This window comes from Caulobacter soli, from assembly GCF_011045195.1.
In the GTDB taxonomy this organism is placed as follows: Bacteria; Pseudomonadota; Alphaproteobacteria; order Caulobacterales; family Caulobacteraceae; genus Caulobacter; species Caulobacter soli.
The window spans coordinates 1,371,349-1,386,293 of sequence record NZ_CP049199.1 but is presented as its reverse complement, the minus strand read 5'-3'; the positions used below and the strand labels follow the sequence as shown (position 1 = coordinate 1,386,293).

At 67.5% G+C, this 14,945-nt stretch carries 14 protein-coding genes; 6 read left to right on the top strand and 8 right to left on the bottom strand.

Annotated features, from left to right (window positions below; all coding sequences use genetic code 11):
- Positions 1-335: 335 nt before the first annotated feature.
- Complete coding sequence (locus G3M62_RS06790) at positions 336-1,361, top strand: 2-hydroxyacid dehydrogenase (RefSeq protein WP_165185725.1); 1,026 nt, start codon at positions 336-338, stop codon at positions 1,359-1,361.
- On the opposite strand, the gene G3M62_RS06785 is transcribed toward G3M62_RS06790, so the two are convergent.
- The 8 genes from G3M62_RS06785 to G3M62_RS06750 form a co-directional block, all read right to left on the bottom strand.
- A complete protein-coding gene (locus G3M62_RS06785; RefSeq protein WP_165185723.1) occupies positions 1,362-1,784 on the bottom strand; it encodes a Ros/MucR family transcriptional regulator in 423 nt (140 codons plus the stop codon).
- Positions 1,785-1,999: 215 nt separating this feature from the next.
- Positions 2,000-3,220 (bottom strand): DUF2336 domain-containing protein, encoded by a 1,221-nt coding sequence (locus tag G3M62_RS06780; RefSeq protein WP_165185722.1) that lies wholly within the window; start codon positions 3,218-3,220, stop codon positions 2,000-2,002.
- A 113-nt stretch (positions 3,221-3,333) separates the two neighbouring features.
- Positions 3,334-4,818, bottom strand: coding sequence for a methyl-accepting chemotaxis protein (locus G3M62_RS06775; RefSeq protein WP_165185720.1), 1,485 nt, complete (start codon positions 4,816-4,818; stop codon positions 3,334-3,336).
- A 151-nt stretch (positions 4,819-4,969) separates the two neighbouring features.
- On the bottom strand, positions 4,970-6,001 hold the full coding sequence (locus G3M62_RS06770; protein WP_165185719.1) for a hypothetical protein: 1,032 nt from the start codon (positions 5,999-6,001) through the stop codon (positions 4,970-4,972).
- Positions 5,884-6,804: a glycosyltransferase family 2 protein gene (locus G3M62_RS06765; protein ID WP_165185717.1), complete on the bottom strand. Its 921-nt coding sequence runs from the start codon at positions 6,802-6,804 to the stop codon at positions 5,884-5,886. Before G3M62_RS06765 ends, G3M62_RS06770 begins: the two co-directional genes overlap by 118 nt.
- Positions 6,805-6,830: 26 nt before the next feature.
- Positions 6,831-7,961: a GNAT family N-acetyltransferase gene (locus G3M62_RS06760; protein ID WP_165185716.1), complete on the bottom strand. Its 1,131-nt coding sequence runs from the start codon at positions 7,959-7,961 to the stop codon at positions 6,831-6,833.
- Positions 7,962-8,058: 97 nt separating this feature from the next.
- Positions 8,059-8,553, bottom strand: coding sequence for a GAF domain-containing protein (locus tag G3M62_RS06755; RefSeq protein WP_165185714.1), 495 nt, complete (start codon positions 8,551-8,553; stop codon positions 8,059-8,061).
- A 42-nt stretch (positions 8,554-8,595) separates the two neighbouring features.
- Positions 8,596-9,480, bottom strand: a complete 885-nt coding sequence (locus tag G3M62_RS06750) for a crotonase/enoyl-CoA hydratase family protein (RefSeq protein WP_165185713.1) — start codon at positions 9,478-9,480, stop codon at positions 8,596-8,598.
- 220 nt (positions 9,481-9,700) lie between these two features.
- Here G3M62_RS06750 and G3M62_RS06745 point away from each other — a divergent pair, with 220 nt between their 5' ends.
- From G3M62_RS06745 to G3M62_RS06725, 5 genes are all read left to right on the top strand, one after another.
- Positions 9,701-11,239, top strand: coding sequence for an acyl-CoA synthetase (locus G3M62_RS06745; RefSeq protein WP_165185711.1), 1,539 nt, complete (start codon positions 9,701-9,703; stop codon positions 11,237-11,239).
- 210 nt (positions 11,240-11,449) lie between these two features.
- The gene (locus G3M62_RS06740) at positions 11,450-11,890 is read left to right on the top strand and encodes a hypothetical protein (protein WP_165185710.1); all 441 of its coding nucleotides are present in this window, start codon (positions 11,450-11,452) and stop codon (positions 11,888-11,890) included.
- Positions 11,887-12,567 carry an HTTM domain-containing protein gene (locus G3M62_RS06735; protein ID WP_165185708.1) on the top strand — a complete coding sequence of 227 codons (681 nt, stop codon included), beginning with the start codon at positions 11,887-11,889 and terminating at the stop codon, positions 12,565-12,567. Before G3M62_RS06740 ends, G3M62_RS06735 begins: the two co-directional genes overlap by 4 nt.
- Positions 12,568-12,709: 142 nt before the next feature.
- A complete protein-coding gene (locus G3M62_RS06730) occupies positions 12,710-13,498 on the top strand; it encodes a toll/interleukin-1 receptor domain-containing protein (RefSeq protein WP_165185707.1) in 789 nt (262 codons plus the stop codon).
- Between the two features lie 59 nt (positions 13,499-13,557).
- The gene (locus G3M62_RS06725) at positions 13,558-14,877 is read left to right on the top strand and encodes an Nramp family divalent metal transporter (RefSeq protein WP_165185705.1); all 1,320 of its coding nucleotides are present in this window, start codon (positions 13,558-13,560) and stop codon (positions 14,875-14,877) included.
- Positions 14,878-14,945 lie beyond the last annotated feature (68 nt).

The following is a 14,945-nucleotide window of genomic DNA, read 5'->3' as shown; positions in this document are numbered from 1 at the left end:
ACGATTCACTATGTCTTAAGGACCGAATCGCCGCCAGCGAAAATCGCGCCCCACAGCTAAGTTTGTTGAGATGAGTCAATCCGCAAGCGAAACGTCTGGGTGAAAATGAGGATGCGAAACGGGCGCTGAAAATCCGGACGAAACCGCAAGCGATTGTTTGGATTAAGGTTAATGAACGCTCAGACTCAGACTTTTGGAGCCCTTGGGCCGCCCGCCCCGCCACCGCCCGCCCCGACGCCGCGACAGGCGCGCGACGCGTTTTTGGCGCGGACGGAATCGCCTATGCGCCGCGGAGCCGCATGTTAGGGTCCCGACCGGGGCAACCGAGGGACCGAATGCGGATCGCCGTCTTCTCGACCAAGGCCTACGACCGTCGCTTCCTGGATGCGGCCAATCGCGCCTTCGGTCACCAGATCGACTATTTCGAGGCCCGGCTCGACGCCAGCACGACCGCCCTGGCCGAAGGCTACCCCGCCGTCTGCGTGTTCGTGAACGACCGGGTGGACGCCGCGGTCTTGGAGACCTTGGCCAAGGGTGGGACCAAACTCGTGGCCCTGCGTTGCGCGGGCTACAACAATGTCGACCTGGAGGCCGCCGAGCGCCTGGGCGTCGCCGTGGTCCGCGTTCCGGCCTATTCGCCCGAGGCGGTGGCCGAGTTCACCGTCGGGTTGATGCTGGCGCTGGACCGCAACATCCCGCGCGCCTGGGCCCGGGTCCGCGACAACAACTTCGCCCTGGACGGCCTGATCGGCCGCAACCTGTCGGGTCGGACGGTGGGCGTGGTCGGCACGGGCCGTATCGGCGCCCTGGTCGCCAGGAGCCTGCGCCTGGGCTTCGGCTGCCAGGTGCTGGCTCATGATCTGGTCGAGGATCCCGAGCTGACGGCGATCGGCGTGCGCTACGCCCCCGTCGACACGCTGCTGCGCGAGGTCGACCTGATCACCCTGCACTGCCCGCTGACGCCCCAGACCCACCACCTGATCGACAATGACAGGCTGGCCGCCGCGCGGCCCGGCGTGATGATCGTCAACACCAGTCGGGGCGCGCTGATCGACACCGCCGCCCTGATCGAGGGCCTGAAATCCGGGAAGGTCGGCAGCGTCGCGCTGGACGTCTACGAGCAGGAGGCGGACCTGTTCTTCGAGGACCTCTCCAACCAGATCGTCCAGGACGACGTGTTCCAGCGCCTGCTGACGTTTCCCAACGTGCTGATCACCGGACACCAGGCCTTCCTCACCGAGGAAGCCCTGTCGGCGATCGCCGAGATCACCCTGACCAGCCTGGCCGACGCCGAGGCCGGCAGGCCGCTGACCTGTCAGGTCACGATGCGTCAGGTGCGAGGCGACCCGCGCCAGGCTTGATCAGCCGCCGCGCGTCCGGCGCGCCGGCTTGCGGCCGCCCTGCCCCAGGCCCATCTGCTTGGCCAGTTCCGAGCGCGCCTGGGCGTAGTTCGGCGCGACCATCGGATAGTCCTTCGGCAGGTCCCAGCGGGCGCGGTACTGCTCGGGGCTCAGATCGTACTTGGTGCGCAGGTGGCGCTTCAGCGACTTGAACTTCCGACCGTCCTCCAGACAGATCAGATAGTCCGGCGTGATCGAGCGACGAACCGACACGGCCGGTTCGCGGCCGACCTCGATCGCGTCGGCCGAGCCGCCCACGGTCGACAGGGCCTGGTGCACGCTGCGGATCAGCGCCGGCACGTCGGCCGCCGCGATGGTGTTACCGCCCACATAGGCGGCGACAAGGCCGGCCGTGACTTCAATAAGGTCGGACTGATCGTCCATTCTCTTGCCGCTCCCCCGACTCGACTGGCTCAACGGGAACCAATTCTGTTTTGGATAGCAGATTATTATAGGCGGGCAACATAGACGTGTGGGTATCTACCATTGGCCGGAGTCTTTTGACTGGTCTGACCAATCAAAAATACACCCTTCAGTTGATAGAAATCTCAATTTCAGAAACACAGTATTCGCTGAACAAACTCGGCGACCCAGGTCGACTAGCGTGCGAAGTCCCGGGAAAGCGCCAGCATGGCGGCGCGTTGCGGCACCGAGTATTCGTCCACGGCGGCCTCGTCGCCCTCGCGGATGGCCTTCAACAAGGCCGGCGTCATGGCCGATGACAGCGACCAGTTCCAATAGCGCAGCATGGTTTGGGCCCGGTCGACGGCGATGGCGTCGAAGGCCCGCAACACACGCTCCAACCCCGGCGACGGCGCGCCGGACGCGTCGGTCTCGGGACGGCGCAGGCCACGCCACAAGGCCCTCACGGCGCCGCGCGGCAGGCCGGTGGCCTTGCACAGGATCGCCAGGGGCTCGCCGCCGGGATCGGTGAAGATCTTGGCCCCCGTCATCGGCTTCAGACCCGACAGGTAGGAGATCTCCTCGGCCGTTTCGCGGGTCATGCCGTTCTGGGCGGCGGCTATCGCGTCCTCGAGACTGTCGTAGGGGCTCTTGGCGATGGCGGCGCGATTTCGTTGACGACGTTCGATGAACTGAAGCGCCTTTCGCGACAGCGGATCCTGCCAGCCCTCGGCCGAAGCCAAGGGAAAAACGTCGCCGACCGCGTCTTGCAGAATTTCGCGCGACACGGCGAAACGCTGCAGGATCGTGCGCCGCGCCTCGTCGTCCGACCACCAGAACATCACATAGGCGTGGCTGGGACGCAGCTCGGGCCGCTTGAGCAGCAGCGGGATCAGTTGCGGATTGTCGCGCGAGGCGGCGACGATGTTCTCCAGGCCCTGGTGGCTGAAACGCACCAGCTCGTTCTTCAGCAGCGTCTCGACCACCGCCGTCTCGTCCATGTCGACCAGGGCGTCAGCCACCACCTCGCTGACCCCGCGCCGCAGGGCGATCAGCCGGCGATGGTCCTGGGTGCTGTGGTAGAGGCAGCTGATCAGGTCGGCGTCGCTAAGGCTGGGCGAATTCTCCAGCAGGGCCCGGGCCACCGGCAGTTCGTCGCGCAGCAGCAGGCGCACCAGCACGCCGGGCATCTCGGTCAGGTTGGCGAGGCGGCGAGCCACCTTCTCGCGCTCGCCCACCACCGCGTCGCGTAGCATCTCGACCAGCAGGTCGGCGGTCATGGCGCGCTCGAAGGCGTTGATGCGGCTGGCCGGCAGGCAGACCACGTCGGCCAGCCGCTTGAGCAGGGCGGCGCGCGAGCGCGGCGTGGCGGCCGGTTCGGGCTGGGGACTGGCGAAAGGCGCGGCGAAATCGTTCATGGTCGTCCTGACGGAAACCCGTCGTGCTCTAGCCTAGACCGGAACGCCCTTAACGTCGGATGAGCGGTCCTGACACGAATGTGGGCCGCTTCGGCTGGCTCCGCCACCCGGGCTCAGCGCCACTCGCCGGGACGCGAGCGCGGTTCGATCTTCAGCGCGTTGGCGCCCTGCACGTAACGCTCGCGGAAGGCTTCGCGGCGCGGCGCGGCGGGAACCTCGCGGCGCGCGTCGTGGCGCGGGCGATATTCGTGGATCTCGGCCCCGATCTGGAAGCCGCCCAGCAGGCGCTCCAGTTCCTCGGCCTCGGCGGCCAGGGCGCTGGTGGCGGCGGCCGACTGCTCGACCATGGCGCCGTTCTGGTGGATCACCTGGCCCATCTGGTTCACGGCGGCGTTGACCTCGGCCAGGCCCCCGGCCTGTTCCTTGGACGAGGCGGCGATCTCGCCGACCAAGTCGTTGATCTCGATCACCTGGCCCAGGATCTGGTCCAGGGTCTGGCCGGTCTCGCCGACCAGCTTGACGCCCTTGCCGACCTGTTCGCTGGAGGCGCGGATCAGGCCCTTGATCTCCTTGGCGGCGTCGGCCGAGCGCTGGGCCAGGGCTCGAACTTCCTGGGCGACCACCGCGAAGCCGCGACCGGCGTCGCCCGCTCGCGCGGCCTCGACACCGGCGTTCAGGGCCAGCAGGTTGGTCTGGAAGGCGATCTCGTCGATCACCCCGATGATCTGGGTGATCGATTGCGAGGACTTCTCGATGCCGCCCATGGCCTCGACGGCCTCGCGCACCACCAGGCCGCTCTTCTCGGCGTTGGACTTGGCGCTCTGGGTCACGCCCCGCGCCTTCTCGGCGTTGTCGGAGCTCTTCTTGACCGTGGCGGTGATCTGGTCGAGCGCGGCGGCCGTGCGCTCGACGCCCGAGACCTGGCGATCGGTGCGCTGGGCCAGGTCCTCGGCGGCGGCCGAGAGGTCGCCGCAGCCGGCGCGGATGCTTTGCGCCGCGCCCAGGATGCCGGCCAGGGTGTGCTGCAGGTTTTCGACGGCGGCGTTGAAGTCGCCGGGGATCTTGCGGGCCTCGGCCGGGAAGGCGTCCTCGCGCATGCGCCAGATCAGGTCGCCCTCGGCCAGCTTCTCGACGCCCTGCCCCAGGGTGTTGACGGCGGTCAGCTGGGTGCGGGCATAGGTCTCGACGTCTTGCAGGTGGCGGCGCTGCTCGGCCTCGGCGGCGACGCGCTCGGCGTCCTCGACGGCGCGGGCGGCCTGCTCGCCGGCCAGCTTGCGCTGCACGCCGTCCAGCCCCTTGGCCAGGGCGCGAACCTGTTGGTCGTCGGCGTCGAGCAAGGTCTGCGGGCGGTCGTACTGGCCCGCGCCCAGGGCGTCGACCGAGCGGGTCAGGCCGTCGAAGGCGCGGCGCGTGGCCTCGGCCCAGGCGACCAGGCCGATGACCAGGGTCGCCACAAGGGTGGCCATGCCGGCCATGCTGAACGGCGACACCAAGCCCGGCCCGCCGAACGCCGCCCAACCCAGCTGGCCCAGGCCCGCCAGCAGGCCGAGGACGACGATCAGCCTCCAGCCGAGAGGCAGCCGATTGAACCCGCTCATCTACGAATCTCCGCCCCGTGCAGGGGATGCCCCAGCAATGGCGGCTGATTCCTAATGGCGCATTAACCATGATGCCGCAGCGACGTTTTGGCTGGGATCGGGATCATCTCGATACGAGGTGGGCGCCGACCTGTCGGTTGCGGCGCTCGGCTCAGGCCCGCTCGACCAGCACGCCCGGACGCCCCGCATCCAGCCCGAAGGTCACCGGCAGGTGACGCACGTGCGGGGTCTGCAGGTTCAGGGCCTTGGCCCCGCGCGCCACGGCCAGCTTGCCCAGGGCCGTGGGGCCGAAACCGTTCTGGATGCGCGGCTTGGCGCCCAGCCGACGGCGCAGCACGCCGTTGGCGTAGATGACGTTGGCGCGCATCAGGGCCGGCGGGGTCATGAATTCGATCGAGATCGAGACGTTCAGCATCGGGCCGTTCTCGATCCGGTGCGGCGCGTTCTGCTTCCAGGTGACCATGGTCCCCGGGGTCATGTCGACACAGGTGGCGCCGGCGTCCCAGGCGGGATCGAAGGCGAACTGCTCGGCCGTCTCCTTCAGGACGATCTTCTCCAGCGCCAGCTCGCCCACATAAGGATCGGCGACCGGATAGACCCAGACCTTCTTCTGGCCCCGGATCTGCCACAGCGACACCAGCGGCACGTCCAGGTGATAGAACACCTGGGCGTTGGCGCTGCTGATCAGCATGCCCAGATCGCGCTTGAAGGTCTTCAGGCCCGGGGCGCGGGCCTCCTTCTCGGCGAAGATCTCGTCGCACAGGGCGGCGTATTCCGGCACGAAGTCGTTGGTCTTGCGCAGGTTCAGCCAGATGCGGCCGGCCTGGGCGGCCTCCAGCAGCTGGTCGCCGGTCAGATTGCCCGCCGCGCCCTTGCGCCAGGTGGTCCAGGCCTTGGGGTCCTCGCCCATGGTGAAGACGCCCAGCTGATCGCGCGGGTACTGGTCCAGCAGGCGCGCCAGACCCTCGTCGTCGAACATCGGCCGCTCGTGCAGGCCGTGCTGGAACACCAGGTTCTCGCGGCCGAACGCCTTGGCCTTGTCGTCGGTCCAGTCGGTGATGATGCTCACGACGCGGTCCTTCCGTAGAAATGGATCTTGAACGGGTCCCACCACAGGGTCTTGCCCAGGCCGCGGGCGGCGCGGTCCAGCCAGTCGGCGCGGTCGCCCGCGCGGGTCAGCCACTTGAAGCCGGCCACCAGGCCAAACAGCGCGCTCTGGGCCAGGCCCACGACCATCCAGCGGGCCACGCCCACGCGGTCGGGCGGACTGGCGGCGGCGCAGTGCGAGGTCGGGCCCTGGCCGTAGGCGAAGGCGCGGCGGATCGTGTAGTCCAGGCTGAGGCGGTCGGGCACGGGGTCTTCCCAGACCCAGGCCGCCGGCTCCCAGGCGAAACGCGCGCCGCTCGCCTGCATATGACCAAACAGCATGTCGTCCTCGCCACCGATATGGTTGCGCTCCACGGCGAAGGGCGCGACCGGGTCGGGCAAGGCGGCGCGGCGCAGCAGGCTGTCGCCGCAGCCGTAATAGTGGTCGATGACGCCGGCCTCGGCGGGGCCTTCGCGCGAGAAGAAACGCTCCAGATAGTCGCGATGCCGGGTGACGCTGGCCGGGGCGCGGGCCCGGACCGGGCCGAACACCACGTCGGCCTCGTAGCGCGCCTGGGCGGCCAGCAGCGCGGCCAGCCAGCCGGTCGGCGCCTCTTCGTCGTCGTCGAGGAAGGCGATCAGCTCGCCGGACGCCTTGGCCATGCCGGCGTTGCGGGCGTGGGCCACACCGGGCCGCGGCTCGTGGACGTAATGGACCGGAAACGGCGCCTGGCGGGCCAGGTCGGCCGTCGTGGTCTGGGCCGACGGCGCCTGGTCGTTGTCGACGACCACCAGCTCCAGGGCGGCGAAATCCACCCCCGCCTGGGCGAACACCGAACGGGCCGCGACGGCCAGGCCATCGAGACGCCGTTGGGTGGGGATCATGACCGTGACGCGCATGGGAGCTCCGACTTTCGCCGAAGATCCTAGCCGTGACGCCTTTGCGCTTGGTTAGCGAACGCGCCGACCAGACCGCGCATCCGGCCGCCCACCGTCAGCTCGACGCTGGCGATGGCGTCCATGCGGCGGCTGAGCCGGCCGACCGGACCCGCGCCCCGCGAACCGGCCATCGCCATCACCCCGTCCAGCGAGTGGGCGACGCGGCCGGCCATGGTCGCGGCCGTGGACGTGCCCTCGCCGATCGAGGTTTGGCTCAGCGCATAGGCGCCCTTGTAGTGGTCGTGGCCGGGGCCGAGGTCGTAGCGGTGCAGGCCCAGCTCCGGCATCGCCGCGATGGCGCGCATGAAGAAGATCTGGCCCGGCGACCACTCGCCATAGGCCGGGTTGGTCGAGGCGATCCACGGGTGGTAGACGCCGTCCAGCCGCACGCCGAAGTGGCCCGCCACCAGCTCGCCGCCGGCATAGAGGCAGATCATCAGCCCCTGGAACGGACCTTCCTGCTTCTGGAACATGTCCAGCATCAGGTTGCGGGTCCATTCGGGACGCAGGAAGTCGTGGACGCCGGTGCGCTCCAGCTGTTCGCGCTTCCAGGCGATCAACTGGTCGAAGGCCTCGGGCGAGCGGTCGCCGGCGACCAGTTCGATGGTCCCCATCTCGCGCTCCAGCTTGTTGTCCAGCCGGCGCCAGTTCTTGATCTTCTTGGGGCTGGCCGCGCGAACGGCCTCCAGATAGGTCTCGGCGTCGGTGTTGCCCAGGGCGATCACGTGGGCCAGCTTCTGCTCGGTCGGGCCGAACACGTTGTAGGGGTCGACCAGGCCGGTATAGCGGAACGAGGTCAGGTCGGCGGCGCGCAGCACCTCGGCGCCGTTCAGGCCGGCGAAGCGGCGCGACACCAGGCCGTGATAGTCCGACAGCGGCGAGCCGATCGGCCGGGCCATCGCGCCCGGACGGCGATGGTGCGGCAGGAAGCCCAGGGTCTCGCCGTCGCGGCGGATCACCGCCACCCGGGCGTCGTCGCGCACGGCCCCCACCGCGCGCGCGAAGTCCGGACCCAGCAACGGATTGCTGAAGGCGGGTTCGGCCGCCTGCATCTCGCGCCACAGGCGCAGGTCCGCGGGCGAAAGATCGCGGGGGTGAAGCGTTTCGACGTCCAGCATGGCCATGTGTCCCATTCCGGTCCCTTGGGGGGCAGAGATGGGTTCATGGTTGCAACGGCCGGACCAGTTTCGCCGATCAGGCGATCTGAGCCGCCGTTTAGGCGAAAGTCGCCTTCAGGATCGCCTCGATCCCTTGCTGGTCAACGGAATCGAAGGCCGCGGGCTTGTCGGAATCGACGTCAAACACCGCCAGAAGCTGGCCCGCAGCGTCGAACACCGGCGCGACGATCTCGCTTTGGGACCGGCTGTCGCAGGCGATGTGTCCCGGAAAGGCGTGGACGTCCTCGACCAGCTGGGTCTGGCCGGTTTCCGCCGCCGCGCCGCACACGCCGCGGCCGTAGGCGATCCGCAGGCAGCCCAGGGTGCCCTGGTAGGGCCCGACCACCAGCTCGCGCGCCTTGAGCGGATCGACCACGTAGAAGCCGGTCCAGAAATAGTGGTCGAAGCTGGAGGCCAGCATCGAGGCCACGGTCGCCATGCGCGCGGTCAGGTTGGTCTCGCCGTCCAGCACCGAGGCGATCTCCTCGGCCACCTCGGCGTAGCGGGCCGACTTGTCGGCGGTCAGGGTCTTGTCGTTGAAAGCTTCGGCCATGGGCGGGGATATAGCGCGTTCCCCGCCACGCGCCAGAGGCCGCTACTTGAACGGATGCTCGCCCCACTCCGGCCAGATGTCCGGAAGATCGGCCGACACCTTGTCCGGATAGGCCGGGTGGCGCTTTTCCAGGAACGAGCTGACGCCTTCCTTGGCGTCGCCGGCCGCGCCGCGCGACTGGATGGCCCGGCTGTCGGCCTTGTGGGCCTCCATAGGATGATCGGCGCCGGCCATGCGCCACAGCAGCTGGCGCGACAGGGCCACCGAGACCGGGGCGGTGTTGTCGGCGATCTCGCGGGCCAAAGCCCGGGCGGCGGGCAGCAGGTCCTCGGGCGCGTGCAGCGAACGGACCAGGCCGCGGTCCAACGCCTCCTGGGCGCCGAACACCCGGCCGCTGAACACCCATTCCAGCGCCGTCTGCATGCCGACCAGACGCGGCAGGAACCAGGACGAGCAGGCCTCGGGCGTGATGCCGCGCCGCGCGAACACGAAGCCGAACTTGGCGTCGGTCGAGGCCAGGCGGATGTCCATCGGCAACTGCATGGTCACGCCCACGCCCACCGCGGGGCCGTTCACGGCGGCGATGATCGGCTTGAGGCTGTCGTACATGCGCAGCACCACGCGGCCGCCGCCGTCGCGATAGATGTCGCCGACCTTGCCCTCCTCGCGCTCCAGGGCCTGGGGATTGGTGCGATCGAAGGTGGCCCCGCCGCCCGACAGGTCCGCCCCGGCGCAGAACGCCCGCCCCGCGCCGGTGACGATCACCACGCGCACGGCGTCGTCGCCGTCGGTGAGGTCGAACACCTCGATCAGCTCCTTCATCATCCGGGCGGTGAAGGCGTTCAGCTTCTCCGGACGGTTCAGGGTGATCGTCGCGATCCCGTCCTCGACGGCGTAGAGCAGGGTCTCGAAGCTGGGCGCGGCCATGGGGGTATCCTCCGGATCTTGGCGCACTCAAACACGCGTATGAACGCCGGGCAACCGTCCCGCGCCACCTTCCCCGACGACACCCTTGCCTCCTGGCCAGACCCGCGCATTCTCTCGTGAACGCCGATCACGCGGAGACACGCGGACGGCCAGGGACCGAAACGAGGGAGGATCCGATGACGACGATCATCGAGGCCGGCGACGTCATGGCGGTCGCCTGATGCACCCGTTCCACCACGCCCAGAGCCAACCGGACAAGCCCGCCTACATCATGGCCGGCTCAGGCGAGACGGTGTCCTACCAAGAGCTCGACGCCCGCTCGAACCAGGGGGCGCAGCTGTTCCGGTCCTGGGGCCTGCGGGCCGGCGACGTGATCGCCATCCTGATGGACAACAACGCCCGCTTCTTCGAGATCGCCTGGGCGGCTCAGCGCGCGGGGCTCTACTACACCTGCGTCTCGACCAAGTTGACGGCGGCCGAGGTCGAGTACATCGTCACCGACTGCGGGGCCAAGGCGCTGATCGTCAGCCCCACGCTGGACGCCGTGGCCGAAGCGGTCGCGCCGCTGATCCCGGGTGTTCGCCTGCTACGGGTGGGCGGGGCCAAGGGCGCGTTCGCGGACTTCGAGGCGGCCCGGGCCGTCATGCCCGAGACGCCGATCGCCGACGAGACGGCGGGATCGGACATGCTCTATTCGTCGGGCACCACCGGCCGCCCCAAGGGCGTCAAGCCGCCCCTGAGCGGCGGGCCGATCGACGCGCCCCACGCCTTGCAGATGATGGCCATGGGGCTGTTTGGCTTTTCCGGCGACAGCCTCTACCTCTCGCCCGCGCCGCTCTATCACGCCGCCCCGCTGCGCTGGTGCATGACCGTGCAGAAGCTGGGCGGCACGGTGATCGTGATGGAGAAGTTCGATCCCGAGGCCGCCCTGGCCCTGATCGAGAAGCACGGCGTCACCTGCGGCCAATTCGCGCCGACCCACTTCGTGCGGATGCTGAAACTGCCGGAGGCCGTGCGCGCCAGGTATGACGTGTCGTCGATGCGCTCGGCCGTCCACGCCGCCGCCCCCTGCCCCGTGCCGGTCAAGGCGCAGATGATCGACTGGTGGGGCCCGGTGATCTTCGAATACTACGCCGGCACCGAGGGCAACGGCTTCTGCTGGATCAATTCGGAGAACTGGCTGGCCCACAAGGGCAGCGTCGGCCAGGCGGTGCTGGGCGAGTTGCGGATCTGCGACGAGGCCGGCGAGCCCGTTCCGCCCCGCACCGAGGGCGCGGTCTATTTCGCCAACGGTCCGGCGGTGAACTATCACAACGCCCCGGACAAGACCGCCGAGAGCTACAACCAGCATGGCTGGACCACCCTGGGCGACGTGGGCTGGGTCGACGAGGAGGGCTACCTCTACCTCACCGACCGCAAGAGCTTCATGATCATCTCGGGCGGGGTGAACATCTATCCGCAGGAGATCGAGAACCTGCTCATCACCCACCCCAAGGTCGCCGACGCCGCCGTGGTCGGCGCGCCGCACGAAGAGATGGGCGAGCAGGTGGTGGCGGTGATCCAGCCCTTGGACGGCGCCGCTGATCAAGCCGCCCTGGCCGAGGAACTGATGGCCTTCGCCCGCGAGAACCTCAGCCACGTGAAGGCGCCCAGGCGCATCGACTTCATGGCGGAGCTGCCAAGGCACCCCACCGGCAAGCTCTACAAGCGGCTGATCCGGGATGCGTACTGGGATAAGGGTGATGGCGGGGTCGTCTGAGGCGGCTGACACTTGCCCCCTACGGATCGCTTCGCGATCGTCTTCCCCCGGAGGGGGAAGAGGCGCGCCGCGCATGAAGCCTCCGCCCCCTACGGGGACGGACAGGCGGCTAAGCCGCCAGGTGGGGGCAAGGGCCGGGGTCCGAACCCGTAGTGGAAAATCGCGTAAGCTGTTCGCATAGCCGTCGATTCCCCCTCCCAAGAAGGCTCCATGTCGAACCCTCTCCGCCTGCTGCTGCCGGCGCTGATCCCGTCGTGGAACTTCTTCGACGTGATCGCGCCCTCGCCGCGCGTCGAATACGCCCTGTCGGCCACGCCCGGCGCGGTCGGCGACTGGCGCGAGTTTCGACCGCGTCCCCCGCACGTTTCTGTCCCGGCCATGCTGCGCCGCCTGGTCTGGAACCCGCGCTGGAACGAGACCCTATTCATCGTCAGTTGCGCCGAGCGGCTGATCGACGAGCCCACCGACCATAGCCAGGACGAGATCTTCCGGCGCATCGCCGCCGACCTGGCCCGCCAGCCCGACGCCGCCGCGCTGGAGCCCTGGCTCAGCTTCCGCCTGGTCTTTCTCAGCCGCGAGGGCGAGGTGGTCGACAGCGAGGTGCTGTTCCAGTCCGCGCCCCGCCGTCGCGAGCGGATCGACGTCCTATGAGCCTGGACGCCGCCGCCCGCCTGACCGAGATCCTGCTGGCCCTGGCCCTGCTGCAACAGGGTTTCGAGCACCTGCGCGGCTTTCGCGAGGAGCGCGTGCTGTTCGGGGCCCGCGCCGTCCTGTGCGTGCTGGTGATCCTCGGCGTCGCCACGCCCTGGCCGCTGGTCGGGCTGGCGGGACTGTCGCTGCTGATCCTGCGGCGCTTCGAGGGCCCCTACAACGGCGGCAGCGACCGCATGGGCCTGCTGGCGCTGTGGTGCCTGACCCTGTCGCGCCTGACGCCGATGGCTCAAGGCAAGGAGCTGTTCTTCGGCTATCTGGGCGCGCAACTGGTGCTGTCCTATGTCATCGCCGGCGGGGTGAAGGTCCTGAACCCCGACTGGCGCACCGGCCGCGCGCTGCGCGACGTCTTCCAGTTCTCGACCTACCCCGTCGCCGAGGACCTGCGGCGCTGGGCCGACCGGCCGCAAGTGATGCGGATCATGGCCTGGGCGGTGATCCTGTTCGAGCTGGCCTTCCCGCTGACCTTGGTGTCGCGCCAGACCCTGGTCGCCGGCCTGGTGGTCGCCGCGACCTTCCACCTGGCCAACGCCTGCCTGTTCGGTCTGAACCGGTTCTTCTGGATCTGGCTGTCGGTCTACCCGGCGATCCTGTGGCTGCAGGCGCGGCTGTTCTGAGATGAACTTCTCTGGGAGACTTTCCGCGCCTCAGCACCCCATTGTGTCCCAGGAACGACTGCCCCAAGCCGGTCCGTAGTAGAAAATTTTGTGCGCAACCCCGGACCATACCGCAGGAACTTGCATCTGGAGAATACTACAAATGTCCAGAATTTGGCTAACATATGCCTGGAAAGATAACGAGAACAACGACGTCGACTATATAATACAATCTATGGAAAAATCCGGTTTAGAAGTTGAATTCGACCGAAAAAAACTAATTTCCGGGCAAAGAATTTGGCCCGCACTGGATGCCGCGATAAAAAATACGAACAACATCGACGGATGGGCAATATACTTGACGGAAAACAGCCTTCGCAGCGAGCCCTGTCAGGAAGAATTAGCGTACGCTCTAGACCGAGCGCTCAGAAATCGAGGAAGTAAATTTCCTTTAATTGGAATATTTCCATCTCCAATCGATCACGATCTCATCCCATCGGCTATTGCCACACGGCTTTACGTGAATTTGAGCGATCCAGATTGGGTTAAAAAAGTTCAATCCGGAGTATCGGGAAGAAGCTTCTACAAACCTTCCGACATTCCACCTTATGTTGTGCGCTTTTATCGGCACAAAAATGGTCCCATCTTAGAAATCAGACCTCGGGCGGGTCGCTGGCGCAATGCTCTCGCAATGGTTTCGCTAGATCAGAAAGATCTACTTCGCTTTGCGTTGGTAGGTCCGGCAGGTGCACTCCCAGGATCAGGTATTGTTCACACGTCCGCAAGCGGAATTGACAATCTATGGGTTGGCGAACGTGTCAATAGTCCCGTTGATAGCTTAAATAGTCTATTCGTATTTTTCACAGATTTACCGAACAAGCTACTCACAGGGTCAGAAGATGAGCGCCTACTCCTGCAAATAGAAGGACAGAATTTGAACTGGGTGAACTAGGTAGATGAACGCTATCGAAGTAGTGGGGTTAGTTTCGAATCTAAGTTAACGCGTAGCCCATGTTCGCCCTTCCCAAGACCGCCACCGCCCCCTTCTGCCCCGCCGAGGTGCGCGGCGCCGTGGCCGTTCCCGACGGCCTGTCGACCTGGCAGAGGGTGCTGCGCTTCGCCGGCCCCGGCCTGCTGGTCAGCGTCGGCTACATGGACCCCGGCAACTGGGCGACCGACATCGAAGCCGGCTCGCGCTACGGCACGGCGCTGCTGTTCGTGGTGGCGCTGTCCAGCCTGGCGGCCATCGTCCTGCAGACCCTGAGCCTGCGGCTGGGCCTGGTCACCGGCCGGGATCTCGCCCAGATGTCGCGCGAGCGCTACGGGCCGCGCACGGTCAAGATCCAGTGGGCGCTGGCCGAGATCGCCATCATCGCCTGCGACATCGCCGAGGTGCTGGGCAGCGCCCTGGCCTTCAAGCTGCTGCTGGGCATACCCCTGTGGGCCGGCGTGCTGCTGACCGCGCTGGACACGGTCATCGTGCTGGGCCTGAAGGGCAAGGGCTTCCGGCAGCTGGAAGCGATCATCCTGGGCCTGGTCGGCACCATCGGGATCTGCTTCCTGGTCCAGCTGATCCTGGTCAGGCCCGACGCCGGCGCGGTGGCGCGCGGCCTGATCCCGTCGCTGGACGCGCTGAAGCAAGGCAACGCCCTGTACCTGGCTATCGGCATCGTCGGCGCGACGATCATGCCGCATAACCTCTATCTGCACTCCTCGATCGTCCAGACCCGGGTCGTGCCCGCCGACGAGCCCGGCAAGCGTTCGGCCCTGCGGCTGGCGACGCTGGACACCGTCGCCTCCCTGGCCGTGGCCCTGTTCATCAACGCCGCCATCCTGATCCTGGCGGCCTCGGCCTTTCACCGCGCGGGGATCACCGACGTGGCCGGCATCGAGGAGGCCCATCGCCTGCTCGAGCCCCTGACCGGCGCGGCCGTCGCCGGCCTGCTGTTCGGGATCGCCCTGTTCGCCTCGGGCCAGAGCTCGACCTTCACCGGCACCATCGCCGGCCAGGTGATCCTGGAGGGGTTCCTGAACCTGAAGATCCCCTGCTGGCAACGGCGACTGATCACCCGCGGCCTGGCCATCGTGCCGGCCCTGGTCGGGGTGCTGACCCTGGGCGAGCATTCGGTGGGCAAGCTGCTGGTCCTGACCCAGGTGGTGCTGAGCGCCCAGCTGCCGTTCGCGATCTTCCCGCTGCTGCGCTTCACCGACGACAAGGCGCTGATGGGCGTGTTCGCCAACGGCCTGCTGACCAAGGCGGTGGCCTGGGGGCTGTTCATGGTGATCTCGGCGGCCAACGCCTGGCTGGTCTTCCAGACCCTGGCCGGCTGACGGGACCTTGCCCGCCGTCGCCTCCCGTGCGACCAATCAAACAACTGTTTGCAAGAACATGCGGGAGA